Raw genomic sequence first — 16312 nt, forward strand, 5'->3', positions numbered from 1 at the left:
AATACTAGCCCCCGCTTACAAGACGTTCGACTGTATTTTCTGCTTCATACTCTGCCTGAATGGCTTCGGAAGCAATTGCCAAATTGATTTTTGCCATTTCCATGTAACCCCGCCGCATTGTTTCTACAATTTGGCGTCTCCTTCGCTCACGAAGATACATTTTTGTAGCGCGATAAATAAATTCATTACGATTTACATTTTCCAATTCAGCATATCCGTCCAATTCCGCAATTAATTGTTGCGGCAAGCGAATCATGATTTCCGTTGTTCCGCTGGATTCAGACACCCACGACACCTCCACAATCACTCTAACCATTCCTGTATTATGATACCATCAATCAGCACTCGTGCAAAGACCGTTTCCAGATTCTCTTTCTATTATCAACCCATAAATCCAGTTATAATACTAATATTTCTACGTTTATCGTAATTATCCTGCTATATTTACCAAAATTTTTATCTTTTTCGCCAAAATATACGGAAAAGCGGAAGGCGACTGTTCAGCGACGTATAAATTTAAAGGCTTCTGACGAGATAAAGGAAACGTGAAATGCGAAAGACGGCTGATTAGGAGCGACAAGCAAATGTTCCGGAACCGAAGAAGGGTGAATTTTCCCTTCGGCGGTTCAGGGTTATTTGACCTCGAGCTCCTGCCGTCTGTAGCTAGACAACACGGCGAAGCATGAGCCGATGTTGACTTATCGTGAGAAGAAGACGTAAATTTGCTAGGCGCTACAGCTGGACACGGAAAAGCGGAAGCCTGTTCAGCGACGTATAAATTTTCATAATAAGGATGAATGGCTAAGGACGTGCCATCCTGGCAGCAGACTCAAACGCGACGTCCTGTCGCTTCGTCTGCACTAACACATCCTGTACGTCGCAACGTCGTTCTGATCTACATCCTGTGAGCCTAAACGTAAATACGGGGAACGCGGTGACTAATCATACATGTTACTTCGTAATTGATTGTATTTAATTTTTCCGCAATATGGTCGACAGAAATTTTCTTTTCGCCTTGCTGCCCGATTAAAATGACTTCTGTCCCAATCGCCATGGATCGCGGTAACTTAATCATGGTTTGGTCCATGCAAATCCGACCGACAATTGGAGCCCATTCATTATCTGCAATAACTTGAAAACCTTGTAGATGCCTTAACCACCCATCAGCATAGCCAATCGGTATCGTCGCAATCCATTCATCCTCCTCAGCAGTATAAGTTGCCCCATAACCAATCGTTTCACCGGCTGACAACTTTTTAATATGAATAATTTTTGTGTGCAGAGAAAAAGCCTCCCTACCTGCAAATGGAAGATCGGGTTTAATTTCAGGTGAAGGGGATAATCCATACAAGCTAATGCCAACCCTAATCGCATTAAATAGTGAGTCGTGATGATAAAGAGTTGCAGCACTATTAGCAGCATGCACATAAGGGGGCTGCGTCTTTAACACCCTCAAAAATTCGCGAAAGCGAGCTAATTGTCTTTGATAGTATTGTTCCTCTTTTTGGTCAGCTGTGGCAAAATGGGTATAAATCCCTTGGAAATAGTATGAACTAGATTTCTTGATAAAATCCTCCATGAGGGATAATTCATTTATGTCCTTTATCCCAATTCGATTCATACCTGTATCACATTTTATATGGACCGATAAGCTGGCTTCCTTTGAAATAAAGTTCTCGGCTTTTTGCAGCCAATCAAATTGATAAACCGTTAAAGAGATGCCTTCTTTTGCCGCGACATCAGCATCCTCAGGACGCGTATAACCTAAAACGAGAATTGGGGCTGTCAAACCGGCCTTTCTTAACTCTAAAGCTTCATCCAAAAAAGCGACCAATAAGCCATGAGCGCCCCCCTTTAAGGCCGCAATAGCTGTTTGTACCGCTCCATGCCCATAGCCATTTGCCTTCACTGCTGCAAAAGCCTTGGTTTCATTAGGAAGCAACTTACAAATTTCTTTCATATTATAAATAATGGCGTCTAAGTCAATTCCCGCCCATGTATCTCGATATAATTGTCGTTCATCCACCAGTAGTTCACTTCCTCAAACACAATATAAACTGTTACTATTATCAAACTCTGGTTAGTAGATGTCAATGTCCACCCTCTCGACTGGAAAACGGGGGACTTATAAAATTCAGGAAACATTCATAAAAAAAGGGGGCTTTTCCTGAGTTCTTTGCGTTTCGGGAACGGCCGGGGCTGGCGCTGTTACCCTTTTACGAATTTCTTCGACTTTCGGGAACGGCCAAGGCTAACGCTGTAACACTTTCTTGAATCTATCCAAATTACCGTTACGATCATGATAAGAATTTCCACTTTCCAAGTTCAGTCCTCTTTAAAAATCAAAAAAGGGAATTTCGTATCATATTTCGATACGAAATTCCCTTTTTCCTAGAGGTGTTTATAAATTCTTTGATGGTAATATGGCTTCTTATTATTTTACTGTTCCACCTTGCACAGATTTGGCGACCATTACCATTTCCTCAGGTGTTAGGTCAGATGATACAAGCAAATAATCCACACCTTGGTCTGTCCAACTAATCGATCCTTCTGTCATCGCTCCCATCGAAAAGCCAAAGTCAACCATTTCACCGCTTACAGGGACGACTTCCATGGAAGTGGTCAGGCTAATTTCAGATGGCTCTTGGAAAATCGTAAATGACTTATCTTCCCCAGCGTATGTTAAAATTACTCTTTTCCCATTTTCTGTTGAGACTTCTGTCTCATCTTGAAGCTCTACTCCAGGAATCTCTGCCATTGAATATTTTACAGAGAAATCATCGCTATCACTGTTACTTACACTTTGGAGCACAGGAATATCCAATTGAGCGCTTGTCATATTTTTCTTCGTATCAAAAGCATTGGAATCAAATTTGGCATCAAACTCAAATTTTGAAAACTCGACTGTGACAACGGGAGTTTCGTTGCTATCCAAAACTTTAACACTAGTAGGTTCTAATGTTCCCTTTTTTAAGGTGATTTCTTGAGATGGAAGCATCTTGCTATTCTGGTAACGCGTTTTTGTATTAAAGACAAATTGATCCTTACCGGCCTTAAAGGTTGCTTCCTTGTCTTCAAGGATATCTTTCACAAGTGACTCAAATAAATAAGCTTGGCTACTGTTTTCAGGCCATTCACTTTGAAAACGATAGCTCTTGTTTAATGCCGGAGTTAACACAAACACACCGTTTTTATTGCGCAAAATCATTTGGCTTTGATCTTTTTCTTCATTTTTTAAATGAACTCGATAATTCCCCGGCTTTTCGTGCCAAACATCGATATTATAGGTTTGGGGCTCATCGCCAACTGTTAAAGTCATTTTCGCCTCAGCTTTATAACCCTTTAATTCTCCTATCTTTTTATCTAAAGATGCTGTGACATCTTCCTGTGATTTTGCACCACAAGCAGACAGGACCACAATTGACATGAGCAATAACCCAAATATCCAAAACCCCTTTCTCATTCTTTCAACCCCTTCTTGTCCTATTTGACCATGAAAAGAAGAGAAAGATTGCCGTGAAACCATGATCTTACCCTGTTTATCCTAGCGACCGTCCCGCTCAGATGCAGTCATCATTCCACAGACAAATCTCATCTCTCCCAACGCATTAAAAATATATGAGACAAGTATAAGGATTAGACCTGATTTTCTTAAAAACTAATCATCCTTCTTCGATAATAACTTGAGCCGCTGCATATTGCTCAGTATGGGTAATAGAGAGATGCGCTTTTGCAAACACCGGCTTCTTAATACAGGGCTTCCCTAATGGATCTGGAAGGATTTCAATATCTAAAAAAGAAAGATGCGCTCCGATCCCTGTTCCCTTTGCCTTTGCATAGGCTTCCTTTGCCGCAAAACGGCCAGCAAGAAATTCTAGTTTTCTTTTATCTCCTAATGTAAAATAAAGCTCTCTTTCAGCATCTGTTAAAATCCTGAAAGGAAGTCTCTCCTGTCTCTCAGACACCTTTTCTAGCCTTTTGATTTCCACAATATCTAGTCCAATCCCAATGATCATTGCCTTCTCTCCCTTCTAAAATAATTCGCCGCAGCGTATGTATAGTACAAAAGTTGTTCTATTTTCTTCCATGCTTTATGCTAAAGGTAAGTGCCTATTTTTGAAAGTTGAATTTAAAAATGGGGTATCTAGCTCTGACATCCCCGTCATAACCAGGGATTTGAAAAATACATCAATGTATTTCATATATATTTTTTGTTGCCCAATCTCATATTACTTCCATATGTGTTTCCCGTCATTCGAAAGGAGTGTAAAAAGTATGTTCGTTAGAACAGAAAGCTTTAAGCAATTTCTAAAATTATATCCGATTATTTCAACGATTATCGCCATCCAAATTATTTTGTTTTTAATGCTGAACCTTCCTATTTTTCCAACAAGTTTATTATTCGAATCGTTAGCTGGTGTGAATTTGTTTATTCGGGAAGGTGAATGGTGGCGTTTAATTTCCCCTATTCTTGTACATGTTAATTTTACCCATCTGCTCTTTAATTCTTTTTCGCTTGTGTTGTTCGGACCCGCTCTTGAAAAAGCATTAGGAAAGCTTCCTTTCATCCTTGTCTATTTTCTAAGTGGACTTGGGGCCAATCTTGCTACTCTTTTGATCCACCCACCTAATTACGTCCATATTGGCGCTAGCGGGGCAATCTTTGGCTTATTCGGTGTTTATTTAGCCGTTATTTTATTTAAAAAAGAATATATGCCTAAGCAAGGTAAACAGGTGATTCTACCCATCGCTTTGATTAGTGTGATCATGACTTTTTTCACTCCAAATGTCAATATTACTGGGCATATTTTCGGCTTACTAAGTGGACTGTTAATCGGCCGCATTCTACTTCACTTTCGTCCAATACGTTTTTAACCATGGGATTGTCCATTATGGGAAAGGCTGTCAGCATATGATTGCGGACAGCCTTTTTCTTACTATGATTCCAGATTTTGCGATTTTACATCATCTTGTTTAGGTGAAGTGTTCGGCAAATACCATTTGTAAATTTCTTGTGCATCTTCCGCTTCTAAATGTTTCACTACAGCCACTCCCCCACCTCTGCTCATCACAAAAGTTCCGATTGTCGCTAAATGTGCTCGTTTTTGGAACCAATTTACAGAGTAATCAAGTGATTGGATGCGGTTTTTTTGCAGGTAGACAGTATGTTGCTGAATGTCCCTATATCGTAAAATAAGCTGGCGACCTGTTACTTTCCAAGCAGCTGAACGATACTGCAACACGCCCCATCCCCACATAAGTCCTATTAATAATATAGCCAAGAGGCCATAGGGCCATAGCCAGATGGATAAACCAATTGTCACCAATGTCATGACCACCGATTTGATAAAGAAATACCGTCTTTGTGCCCGTTTAGGTGCTGAATGATATTGCTCTTCAAATATATATTCAGGAAGTCCCTTCTGTAATAATCGCGGAATCTCTCTTTTCTTTACAATTGGGATCAAGACACCATCTGTTTTATTTTCATCTAGGATCGATCCGCCGGCGTATTCAACTGAAACACTCGCGTATCCAAACGGCTGTCTAAAAATACTCTCTGAAATTTTCAAAGCCTGAATACGACGGACTGGAATCGTGGTTGTTCGTTTTTCTAATAGCCCACGCGTAATCACCAGTTCATCATCGACTAAACGCAAGGTAAAATCATTGTATTTTAAATATGCCCAAACAACAGACAGAATCCAAACAATGAATAGTACAGCAAGGATAAGCACGATGATCAGAAGAAAGCCTGTTTTTATGATATCAGTCATTTCATTAAAGACTTCATCAAAAGGTATAACATCTGCGAATTGTCCAGCAAATGCCGCAACCGCTGCAATAATCACTCCCGCTCTTCCAGAAGTGGAAGCAAAGAACAATAGTTGTTTACGAGTAATTTTATACAGAACAAGGCCCTTTTCTTCCGTTTCCTCTCCGCTCGTATCTTCATTTTCCCCAGGGAGCTTTCCGGTTGATTTTGCTTCTGCAATCATTTTTCTAATCGTTGTTGCTTCGTCTTTCTTAATAGCTGTCATATCAGCTTCTGCCTCATCCGCACTTCCTGCAGCCGTTTCGACGGTCACCTTCACTAAGCCGAGCGGACGATGCAAAATCGTCTCAGAAAAATCGAGACTTTGAATTCTTTCAAAAGGAATATAGCGTTTCTTTTTCACAAACAGGCCATGTTCAATTCTTAATTCATTATCCTCTAGTCGATATGTATAACGAATCCATTTAATAAAGCTTGATACAAAGATGGATAAAAGCAAAAGCGTGATAAAGAAATAGGGACTCCAACGTATCCAGACGTTATCGGATGGATCTTTAAAGAAGAAGATAAAAAAATAAATAGCGATAGGAACAATTACGTCTTTAATGCTTTTTATAATCGTCAATAAGATCATAATAGGGTGAAGTCGTTTTGGTTCAGACATCATCTTCCGCCACCCTTGCTAAGCGCGAGATCGCATGGCGCATCTCTTCTGCCTCCTGTAAATCAACAGCTGGAATTTCATGTTGTGTCGCTGCGGTTGAAATTTGGATTGTGGCTAAACGGTATTTACGAAGTAACGGTCCCTGTGTCGTATCTACGTGCTGAACACGTACCATTGGAACTAAAGTACGAGTGATGATAAAAATGCCGTGTTGTAATTCAATTTCCTGCTCTCGCACCTCATAGCGCCAACGTCGCCATCTAATCGTTGGGATCGTGAAAACATTGAGGATCGTTAACACAACAAAGAGTCCTGCCGCAACATAGACGATCCATAGTGGCCATTTTAAAAAGTAAAAGGCAATGGCTCCTCCTATTACGACAAGCAGTATAATAATCGAGTAAATAGCGCCAGTGATTCGCCATACCTTTAAACCACGTGCAGAAATTTGCTTTGCCGGTTGTTCCATATTCATCGTTTAACCTCCCTTTTATTGACTCCTACTTAGATATACGTTTTCCCACGAAATATAGTTTCAATTTATTGGGGTGAAAGAAATCCTTGAATAGGCATAAAAAAAGCAATCGGTTTTGGCCCGATTGCTTTTTTATCCAGCTTCAGCGCCCAGCGACTAGCAAACTTTCGGTGCCTTCCTACGATAAGTCAACATCAGTTCGCCTTATCAGGCTCACTGTATTTCCTTTATCTCGTCAGGCCCCTAAAAGGTTCGTACGTCGCTAAACGGGCGCTTGCGCTTTTCTTATATACTAGGCACAGAGGACTGTGATTTATTTATGATCGCTTACCATTTTTAGCGAGGCCTACAGGATGTAGGTCAGAACGGCGTGGCGGTTGTCGTCGCGTCGTTCATCCTTATTCTGATGCTTCCGCTTTTCGTTTGTCCAGCTACAACGCCTAGCGACTAGCAAATTTACAACTTCTTCCTGCGATAAGTCAACATCGGCTCATGCTTCGCCGTGTTTCCCTTATCTTCTCAGAAGTCTTTAAATTTGTACGTCGTTGGACAGGCGTTTCCGCTTTTCCTATTACCGACGGCCACTTCTTCGTTGGGGCTTACGGTTTCCTTTATAGGATTGTGAACTTGATTTTCCGCGACGATTACGATTTCCGCTGCCACTACTGTTGCCGCCACGATAGGAATCTCGTTTTGATGGTAGTGGTCTTTCTTCGGTAATATGAACCGGTGTTTTATCAGGTTCCTTGGTTATAGTTTTTAATGCTGCAGCTACAATCGTCACAGCATCTTGATATTCAGTAAGAAGTTCATTGGCTACTACTTTATATTCATCAAGATCGCCTTCTTTAATGACCTCTTCTATTTTTTCCATGGTCATCCGTTGCTGACCTACTAATGCTTCGTCCCAAGTCGGCGGGCGCATTGGTTGCATCCGTTTTTTAGTGGTCTGTTCCACAATGCGGAGATACCCCATTTCACGCGGACTTACAAAGGTAATCGCCATACCTTCTTTTCCAGCACGTCCAGTTCGGCCGATTCGGTGAACATAACTTTCAGGATCTTGAGGAATATCATAGTTATACACATGTGTAACACCAGAAATATCTAATCCACGAGCAGCTACGTCAGTCGCTACTAGTACATCAATTTTTCCTTCTTTAAACTTTCTAAGAACAGATAAGCGTTTTGCTTGGCTGAGGTCACCATGAATCCCTTCCGCTGCATACCCTCTAAGTGTAAGAGCATTCGATAGCTCATCCACACGACGCTTTGTACGTCCAAAGACAATCGCAAGCTCAGGGGATTGAACATCAATCAAGCGAGCCAAAACATCGAATTTTTCTCTTTCGTGCACTTTAACGAAATATTGTTCGATGGATGGAACCGTCATTTCCTTCGCTTCTACTCGGATCGTTTCTGGGGATTTCATAAAACGTTCGGCGATTTTGCGAATCGGATTTGGCATGGTTGCAGAGAAAAGCAATGTCTGTCTTTCATCTGGAACACTTTCTAAAATCGATTCAATATCCTCAATGAATCCCATATTCAACATTTCATCCGCTTCATCCAAAACAAGCGTGTGAACTTGATCTAGCTTCAACGTTTTTCTCTTAATGTGGTCCAAAAGACGACCTGGGGTTCCCACAATAATATGCGGACCTTTCTTTAATGCACGAATTTGGCGTTGGATATCTGATCCGCCATAAACCGCTAATACGCGAGCTCGTGCATCTTTTCCAATTTTAAATAATTCTTCTGATACTTGTATAGCAAGCTCCCTTGTTGGGGCAATAATAATTCCTTGCACATGCGAACTTCTTACATCAATCTTTTCGATCAATGGAATTCCGAATGCCGCTGTCTTTCCTGTACCAGTTTGCGCCTGCCCTATTAAGTCTTTTCCTTGCATGCTTAATGGAATGGTCTTTACCTGTATTGGTGTTGCTTCCTCAAAGCCCATTCGATTAACTGCTTTTAAAAGCGCTGGGCTTATATTCAAATCTGCAAACTTCGTCAATGCTTCTCAATCTCCTTTGATTCTTTCAAATTGAGACACTTTTGTCTCACTACTTTATTTCCCAGTCCCTTTGCCAAAAACATCCTTAAGAACTTGGTTCAATGCAAAAAATTGTAAACGATGCTGATAATTTTATCATTAAATGTGAATGAATACAATTTTACACAAATAAAAACTTCTATTTTAACAAAAAACGGTTATTTTACTATGGATTCGATCACTTCTTCTAATTTTGCTCCACGCGATGCTTTAAAGAGAATATATTCTTTCCCGTTTATTTTTTCCGTTAATTTTTTAATTAATTCATTTTTCTCGGTAAAATCAAATACTCGATCTTGAGGAAAATGTTTGCGGGCCCCTTCAGCGATATATTTCCCAAGTTTCCCATAAGTGAAAACATATTTTATTGATTGTGGATTTAATTCATTCCCGATCTGGATATGATAGTCCTGTTCCTGTTCACCAAGCTCAAGCATATCCCCTAAAACAACCACTCGGTTATGGCTGTCTCCCATTGTTGCAAACATTGAAAGCACTGCACGCATGGATGTCGGACTGGCATTATAAGCATCATTTAAAATTTTCGTTCCCTTTATTCCATCATGCCACTCCATCCTCATATTCGATAATGCCACTAATTTTAATCCAGTGTTTATCAAATCAGAAGAAATGGCCAATTCCTTGGCAGCACTTATAACAGCTAAAGCATTCATTACATTGTGAATTCCAGCAATTGGCAGGAAAAACTGGTCATCTTCAACCGTAAATTCGCATCCCATTTCGTCCGCTTTTATGTTTTCAGGATGTATGGTATTGTTTGGTGTTTCCCCAAATGTTTGCACACGCACGTTTGACAGCTGACCTATTTTATTCTGTAAAAGTGGCTCTTCACCAGGAATAATCAATAATCCATTTGCTGTAAGACCATCCACGATTTCAAGCTTAGCCTCAGAAATGGCTTCTCGTGAGCCTAAATCTTGTAGATGAGCTTCTCCAATATTAGTTATAATCGCGACGTCCGGTTCAGCTATTTTCGAAAGTAGAGAAATTTCCCCCTTATTACTCATCCCCATTTCTAGAATGGCTACTTCAGTATCTTCCGCCATATGGAGCAAGGTATAAGGTAAGCCAATATGGTTATTAAAATTACCCTCTGTTTTATGAACCCGGTATTTTTGAGAAAAGACAGCTGCCGCAATATCCTTTGTTGTTGTTTTTCCATTGCTGCCCGTAATTCCAACTACTTTGACCGGCATTTGTTTTCGATAAGCATGGGCCAATTCCTGTAAAGCGGTATATGTATCCTCTACCATTAAAACAGGTGTGCCTTCAGGTGGATAAGGCATATCTTTTTGCCATAAAACAGCGCCTGCTCCTTTAGCAATGGCAGTTTCAACATGTTGATGTCCATCTGCTTTTTCACTTTTTAGCGGAACAAAGAGATTCCCCTCTTTAAGCATTCGCGTATCAAAGGCAATCCCTTGAATCGATTGCCCTTTATATTTCGTTACATCATTTTCTACCTTCATCATGGTAGCCAATTGTCCTACCGTTCGTTGTATCATATGGATCCCTCCATTAAAGTACGTGTTCAAAAAGAAACAAGTGCTAAGAGTACTGACTTCAACCACAAACTTTCGTACATCCAAGTTCGAGACAGCTCATCGAGTAGCGGACTTGCACAGGACATTTAGGTCAAAAGATCATTAATCTCGCAGTATCATTTTTACCGTGGTCTGCAGGGAGCAGGTCACAAAGGAATGGCGATTGTTGTCACGAACTTAGCCTTTGATCCTTTTGAACATCTTCTTAAAGCAAAGCTGTCCTAACGATCATAAACGCTAGGACAGTTGCATCTTGCTGGTTAATATCACTAATTTGCTTGGGATGTTACTGGTTAAATGTATGTGTGATGCTTTGTTGTTCTTTATGTCGTTCTAGCGCAAGCTGTACGAGGCGCTCAATGAGTACTGGATACTCTAAACCAGTGTGCTTCCATAAAAGCGGGAACATGCTGACAGGGGTGAAGCCCGGCATCGTGTTCACTTCGTTAATCAAGGTCCTTCCTTCATCGGTAATAAAGAAGTCAGCGCGCACAAGTCCAGCACAATCCAACGCTTGGAAAGCTCTCGTTGCCATGTTTCTAATTTCCGTATACTGTTCAGCGGAAATGTCGGCTGGAATAATTAAATCTGTATGAGCATCGGCATATTTTGCTTCATAATCATAAAACTCACTCTTAGGAGCAATTTCACCCGCAACAGAGCATTCAGGAAAATCATTACCGAGTAATCCAACTTCAATTTCTCTGGCCGTTACGCCTTCTTCTACAATAATTCTTCGATCATATTGGAACGCAGCGGAAAAGGCCTTTTTCAATTCTTCCCGATTTTCACATTTGCTGATTCCGACACTTGAACCTAGATTCGCTGGTTTTATAAAACATGGATAGCCAATTTCTTGTTCCACTTGTTCATAACTTCGGGTTGATGAAGCTTCCCATGAGCTTTTCGTAAACCATATATAGTTTACTTGATCTAAACCTTCTTGCGCAAATAAGTTTTTCATAATGACTTTATCCATGCCTGCTGAGGAAGCAAGGACCCCATTTCCCACATAAGGCAGGTTTAACAATTCAAGCATTCCTTGCACAGTACCATCCTCTCCATTGGGTCCGTGCAATAAGGGGAACACAACATCCAGCGTTTGTTCCTCATTAGAGGAAAGAATCGTGGATAAAGCGTTCGAACCTTTCACTTGAACAGTTTGTTCAAATTGAAGTGCCTTAATCGTTTCAACAGGTTCCAAAAGCTCAGGCCCTTTTCTCCATTCTCCTTCTTTCGTAATAAAGATCGGGTGAATCGCAAATTTTTCTGTATCCAAAGCTTGAATTACTGCTTTTGCGGTTTGTAGAGAAACATCATGTTCTGCTGATTTGCCACCGTATAATAAACAAAGATTAATTTTCATCAAAAATCCTCCATCATTTTACAATATCTTTTATTTTACCATGGATGCCTTTGGAATCTAAATATTTTCTAATAGCGTGCGGAGACTTCGTCGTTTGACATAGGTAATCATTTTATCGAGCTTTTTGAACACACATTTATAGTATATGGGCAGAGTTTTGAATCGTACCGTAAAAAGACGTAAAAAAGGTGGAGCCACTTGGTAAGTAGTTCCACGTTAATATTATATCACTTGCATTTGAGTCAGTGATTGCCACTCCCCCGTTTTTCGATCTAAAACAATCTTGCCATCAGGATGTTTGTTCTTCGATACGTCCTCAAATTCTGTTGTCATTGAATCCATATCAAAAAAATCTCCTACCACCCAGACGGGTATCTCTATCAGGGCGCGGTTGCGATTCGCCTTTTCAATCGAAATGACCAATCCCTCTTTCATCTCATTTGTAAAAGAGCGAAGAATATTTCCAGGAATCGAAGGGATAAGCTTTTTCTTTCGAAAATTTAAAATTGAAACTTCTCGCTGCTGGGGTGTTTTTTGAGAAATCACAGCTCCCAACATCGTATAAAAAGGCTCCCAAGACTGATAATATGTTTTATTCAACCAACCATCGTCTCCAGTAAGATAGACAATTTGGTTCTGAAGCTTTCGATAAAAGGGTTGTTTTAAATGGTCCTTAAAATGACCCAAGTATAAAATTTCAGCTACTTCCTGCCCGCTTAGCTGGTTAAGGCTTTCTTCTCCTGTAAAATCTAACCAACAGAAATCTCCGTAACCTTGCACATTATCTGCCGAAAGCTTTTTCAACGTATCCTCATCTACATAATCAAGCAAAGTATGCATGTTGAAATGAGATTCTTCAAATTTATGGCGAAGTAATAAGAGATTCGACAAATCCAGAGGAATTCCAGCAATAAATTGAGAGAAGGAAATACCTGAAGATAGTACAAAACGATCAGAGTCGTTCATATGAATATAAATATTATTTTGATTCTTTATAGGATTATTCAAAAAACAACCCCCATCCTCATCGTTGAACTATGCCCATACCTGCATTAGATGCTCTTTATTATATCATAATAGGAAGACTTACCTACATTACAAATATGTATCAAGTTGCATGAAATGTTGTAACCTCCTGTACCTTTGAACACTTTGTATAATTCAGCACCTTCTCTGATTGAAGTATCCCTTTTTGGGTAAAGTAAAAGAGGATATTCAAAAAGAGAAATTACACTTTAATTCGGGAGGTGAAATCTTGCTTTAGCATCGTTTCGCTTGAAAGCAAGATAACTCCATTGATTTTTTTAAATATTTTTCTTGTCATTTTATTAATCGCCTTAACCGCTTTCTTTGTTGCATCTGAATTTGCAATTGTGAAAGTACGGAGTTCTAGAATTGATCAATTAATCGCCGAAGGTAATTCTAGAGCGATTACAACAAAAAAATTGTTAGCCAACTTGGATGGTTATTTGTCCGCTACCCAACTTGGGATTACTGTTGCCGCTCTTGGCTTGGGATGGCTTGGTGAACCTACAGTACAGACACTATTCCATCCTCTATTTGAACGGTTACCTCTTTCAGATTCGCTTGTGAAAATCATTTCATTCATCCTAGCCTTTACCATTGTTACTTTTTTCAATGTCGTAGTCGGGGAATTGGCACCTAAAACGATCGCGATTCAAAAGGCGGAACAAGTCGCCATGATCGTTGCTGCCCCACTCATCTTTTTTTATAAAATGATGTATCCCTTTATATGGATTCTTAACCATTCAGCCCGCTTTATCGTAAAAATATTTGGTTTTCAACTTTCCTCAGAAAACGAGCTTGCTCATTCTGAAGAAGAACTGAGAATTATCCTCTCGGAAAGCTTGAAAAGCGGGGAAATTAACCAATCTGAATATCGATATGTGAATAGGATTTTTGAATTTGACAATCGCATTGCAAAGGAAATTATGGTACCAAGGGTAGAAGTTTATACAATCGAAAAGTCTGCAACAATTGAGGAAATCATGGAAACCATTAAGCATGAACGATTTACTCGGTATCCGATTATCGAGGGGGATAAAGATACAATTATTGGGCTGGTCAATGTCAAAGAGTTTTTGACTGACTGCATCCATGGAGATTGTCATGGTAGTGAGCCTATCATGCCTTATGTCAAACCGATTATTCGCGTAATCGAAACAGTCCCCATTCAAAACCTATTAGTCAAAATGCAAAAAGAAAGAACCCATATGGCCGTTTTGCTCGATGAGTATGGTGGAACAGCAGGAATTATTACTGTTGAAGATATACTTGAAGAGATTGTTGGTGAAATTCGCGATGAATTTGATTCTGATGAGGTACCGGAAATTAGAAAAGTTACCGAAGATCATTATGTATTTGAAGCAAAATTACTTATTGAAGAAGTAAATAGACTACTAAATATTCACCTGCTTGCGGATGAAGTCGATACAATCGGCGGCTGGTTATTGACACAAAAATATGACTTACGAAAAGGGGATACGGTCGAAGCGGAAGGCTACCAATTCCAAGTCCAGACTATGGAAGGTTCCCACATTACGACTGTTGAGGTAAGAAAAGTGCAGAAATCTTGATTTAGCTGTGGGTGGAGATGTCCAGCCACGGCTTAAGATTGCACTCTGTAAAAAAACAAAAAAATAAACTAGACATGTCCAATGTATGCCCAGTTTATTTTTCCTTATGAATGCAGTTCAGGGTATTTCCGAAGTCTATCCACATTCTCAACAACCTTACTTAATTCCAGTCTAGACTTCGTTTTCGATATTTTTACACCAATCTCCGATAGACTACATATCATTTTCTGAAGTTGGTCATGATCTCTTTGCAAGAAGATCCACCTCTTTAAGATTTGACATCTTAGTTATATTTTACCTCAAATTCTAGTGACTGTATATCGTTTTTTTTAAAGGTTAATCAATTTGTCAACTATTTTGTTCTAACTTTTATTACTTTACCCAGCTTACTTGAAAATAATCACATTTTATGTAAAAAAGTGCTGCTATAAAATGAAACTTCAATCGATCCCCACTGATTGCAAGTTGAACAAATCGGTCTTTTAATGACTGTAATTCTTGAGGTGGAGGTTAGCACAAGACAAAAACGTACATACCCTGTGTGTATGTACGCATAGTCACTGAACGATCCAGTTCTATAGAATCCAGACCTTAGTGATCTAACCGCCAATACTTTATCATTTGAGCTCCTTATATTTTTTCAATAAAGTTTCTAGCTTCAATGCCAGTCCAAGGCTGCCATCAACTTTAATTTTCCTCATCATATAAGCCATCGTGCTATTAAGTTGGCCAAATAAAAGCTGTTTGAATTCATTAAAATCCATTATAAGTCTGCATTCGTAGTTGTAAGGGCTTCCCTTTTCAACCGAGACTTTTCCTTTATTTAAGATCAGCTGATACGTACCATCCATTTCCCCAGAAAGATCAAATTGATAAACGCATTCTGAGTCCTGATGTGGTTCGGGACATTCATTCATCATGCGGACAATTTGCTCCCATATCTCATCGATGGACTGATCAACAAATTCAATGGCCATGTATTTAAATCCTCCTCAACTCTTAATGCTTTTATTATAGCATGTAAGCACATACAAATACGTTGAAATGAATTTTTTCTTAAATGTATAGTCAAAATTGTCATCTTTTCAAAGTATTTGCAAAATAATTGTGGAGAAATAAAAACAGCCTGTATGGATCGTTCTAACGCTTACCAGCCAAAGGATTTAACGGTCCTAAAAAGGTAATTCCCTTCCGTTTCTTTTTTTTGCGAGATTCCTCGATTAAGCGAAATAATTGTTGCTCTCTTTCTCTTTCCTCTATTTTTTCTGTCAATATTTCTACTTGCTTTACCAGATGATGATTCATTTCTGTGAGAGACGCTTGTTGAACTTCTAGATCTTTTATTTGGGCAATGAATTCCTGTAAATCCTTTGATTGCGATGAAGAGGAAGACTTTTTCCCTTGTCCCGCCATTAATTCTGCCGCTGATTCGACAGACATCCCTTCCTCCATTTTCTGTAACATAGAAGATAATAGGACCAGGTCTTCTTCTTTAAAAATCCGTCCATTGTTATGATGATCACGCTCAAATTCATATCCCTTTGCTTCTAATAAAGCTGCATATTTTCTTAAAGTACTTACCCCGACCCCTAAATTCCTCGCCGCCTCTGTTGTAAAAATGGACTGTTCCACTGAATCTCCTCCCGATTTTCTTGTTACTCTAAAAGTTCAATGGGATTCGCTTGATTTCCTTTCTCTAAATCTGTCACTTAAAGAGTGGTTTTGTCATTCTCACTAAATAGTTTTCGCGCCCTTTTTTCAGTATTTTCCACTTTCAGCAATTTCTGACAGATTGTTTGTTTTCTACGAT

At 39.5% G+C, this 16312-nt stretch carries 15 protein-coding genes; 2 read left to right on the forward strand and 13 right to left on the reverse strand.

Going from position 1 to position 16312, the window contains the following annotated elements; genetic code table 11:
- Positions 1-4: 4 nt before the first annotated feature.
- The 4 genes from KI375_RS20175 to acpS form a co-directional block, all read right to left on the reverse strand.
- Entirely contained in the window at positions 5-286 is a 282-nt protein-coding gene (locus KI375_RS20175) for a CopG family ribbon-helix-helix protein (RefSeq protein WP_057981999.1), read from the reverse strand.
- Between the two features lie 624 nt (positions 287-910).
- A complete protein-coding gene (alr, locus tag KI375_RS20180) occupies positions 911-2029 on the reverse strand; it encodes an alanine racemase (RefSeq protein WP_212975342.1) in 1119 nt (372 codons plus the stop codon).
- A gap of 405 nt (positions 2030-2434) precedes the next feature.
- The gene (locus tag KI375_RS20185; RefSeq protein ID WP_212975229.1) at positions 2435-3463 is read right to left on the reverse strand and encodes a LolA family protein; all 1029 of its coding nucleotides are present in this window, start codon (positions 3461-3463) and stop codon (positions 2435-2437) included.
- A 199-nt stretch (positions 3464-3662) separates the two neighbouring features.
- Positions 3663-4016 (reverse strand): holo-ACP synthase, encoded by a 354-nt coding sequence (gene acpS / locus KI375_RS20190; protein WP_212975230.1) that lies wholly within the window; start codon positions 4014-4016, stop codon positions 3663-3665.
- Between the two features lie 259 nt (positions 4017-4275).
- Here acpS and KI375_RS20195 point away from each other — a divergent pair, with 259 nt between their 5' ends.
- Positions 4276-4875 carry a rhomboid family intramembrane serine protease gene (locus tag KI375_RS20195; protein ID WP_212975231.1) on the forward strand — a complete coding sequence of 200 codons (600 nt, stop codon included), beginning with the start codon at positions 4276-4278 and terminating at the stop codon, positions 4873-4875.
- Between the two features lie 62 nt (positions 4876-4937).
- On the opposite strand, the gene KI375_RS20200 is transcribed toward KI375_RS20195, so the two are convergent.
- The 6 genes from KI375_RS20200 to KI375_RS20225 form a co-directional block, all read right to left on the reverse strand.
- Entirely contained in the window at positions 4938-6440 is a 1503-nt protein-coding gene (locus KI375_RS20200) for a PH domain-containing protein (RefSeq protein WP_212975232.1), read from the reverse strand.
- The gene (locus KI375_RS20205) at positions 6433-6915 is read right to left on the reverse strand and encodes a PH domain-containing protein (RefSeq protein ID WP_374706884.1); all 483 of its coding nucleotides are present in this window, start codon (positions 6913-6915) and stop codon (positions 6433-6435) included. Before KI375_RS20205 ends, KI375_RS20200 begins: the two co-directional genes overlap by 8 nt.
- 571 nt (positions 6916-7486) lie before the next feature.
- Entirely contained in the window at positions 7487-8935 is a 1449-nt protein-coding gene (gene cshA, locus KI375_RS20210) for a degradosome RNA helicase CshA (RefSeq protein WP_212975233.1), read from the reverse strand.
- Positions 8936-9132: 197 nt separating this feature from the next.
- Positions 9133-10500 carry a UDP-N-acetylmuramoyl-tripeptide--D-alanyl-D-alanine ligase gene (locus KI375_RS20215; protein ID WP_212975234.1) on the reverse strand — a complete coding sequence of 456 codons (1368 nt, stop codon included), beginning with the start codon at positions 10498-10500 and terminating at the stop codon, positions 9133-9135.
- 325 nt (positions 10501-10825) lie between these two features.
- Complete coding sequence (locus tag KI375_RS20220; RefSeq protein WP_212975235.1) at positions 10826-11905, reverse strand: D-alanine--D-alanine ligase; 1080 nt, start codon at positions 11903-11905, stop codon at positions 10826-10828.
- A gap of 222 nt (positions 11906-12127) precedes the next feature.
- Positions 12128-12913: a hypothetical protein gene (locus tag KI375_RS20225; RefSeq protein ID WP_244852873.1), complete on the reverse strand. Its 786-nt coding sequence runs from the start codon at positions 12911-12913 to the stop codon at positions 12128-12130.
- 287 nt (positions 12914-13200) lie between these two features.
- Between KI375_RS20225 and KI375_RS20230 the strand changes: the two genes are divergently transcribed.
- Positions 13201-14502: a hemolysin family protein gene (locus tag KI375_RS20230; protein WP_212975236.1), complete on the forward strand. Its 1302-nt coding sequence runs from the start codon at positions 13201-13203 to the stop codon at positions 14500-14502.
- A gap of 104 nt (positions 14503-14606) precedes the next feature.
- On the opposite strand, the gene KI375_RS20235 is transcribed toward KI375_RS20230, so the two are convergent.
- From KI375_RS20235 to KI375_RS20245, 3 genes are all read right to left on the reverse strand, one after another.
- The gene (locus KI375_RS20235; RefSeq protein ID WP_191967372.1) at positions 14607-14756 is read right to left on the reverse strand and encodes an Lmo0850 family protein; all 150 of its coding nucleotides are present in this window, start codon (positions 14754-14756) and stop codon (positions 14607-14609) included.
- A gap of 363 nt (positions 14757-15119) precedes the next feature.
- Positions 15120-15479 (reverse strand): SCP2 sterol-binding domain-containing protein, encoded by a 360-nt coding sequence (locus tag KI375_RS20240; RefSeq protein WP_212975237.1) that lies wholly within the window; start codon positions 15477-15479, stop codon positions 15120-15122.
- Between the two features lie 163 nt (positions 15480-15642).
- Entirely contained in the window at positions 15643-16134 is a 492-nt protein-coding gene (locus KI375_RS20245; protein ID WP_212975238.1) for a helix-turn-helix domain-containing protein, read from the reverse strand.
- Between the last annotated feature and the right edge of the window lie 178 nt (positions 16135-16312).

It is taken from the genome of Bacillus sp. J14TS2 (assembly GCF_018333015.1).
GTDB lineage: Bacteria > Bacillota > Bacilli > Bacillales > Bacillaceae_C > Lederbergia.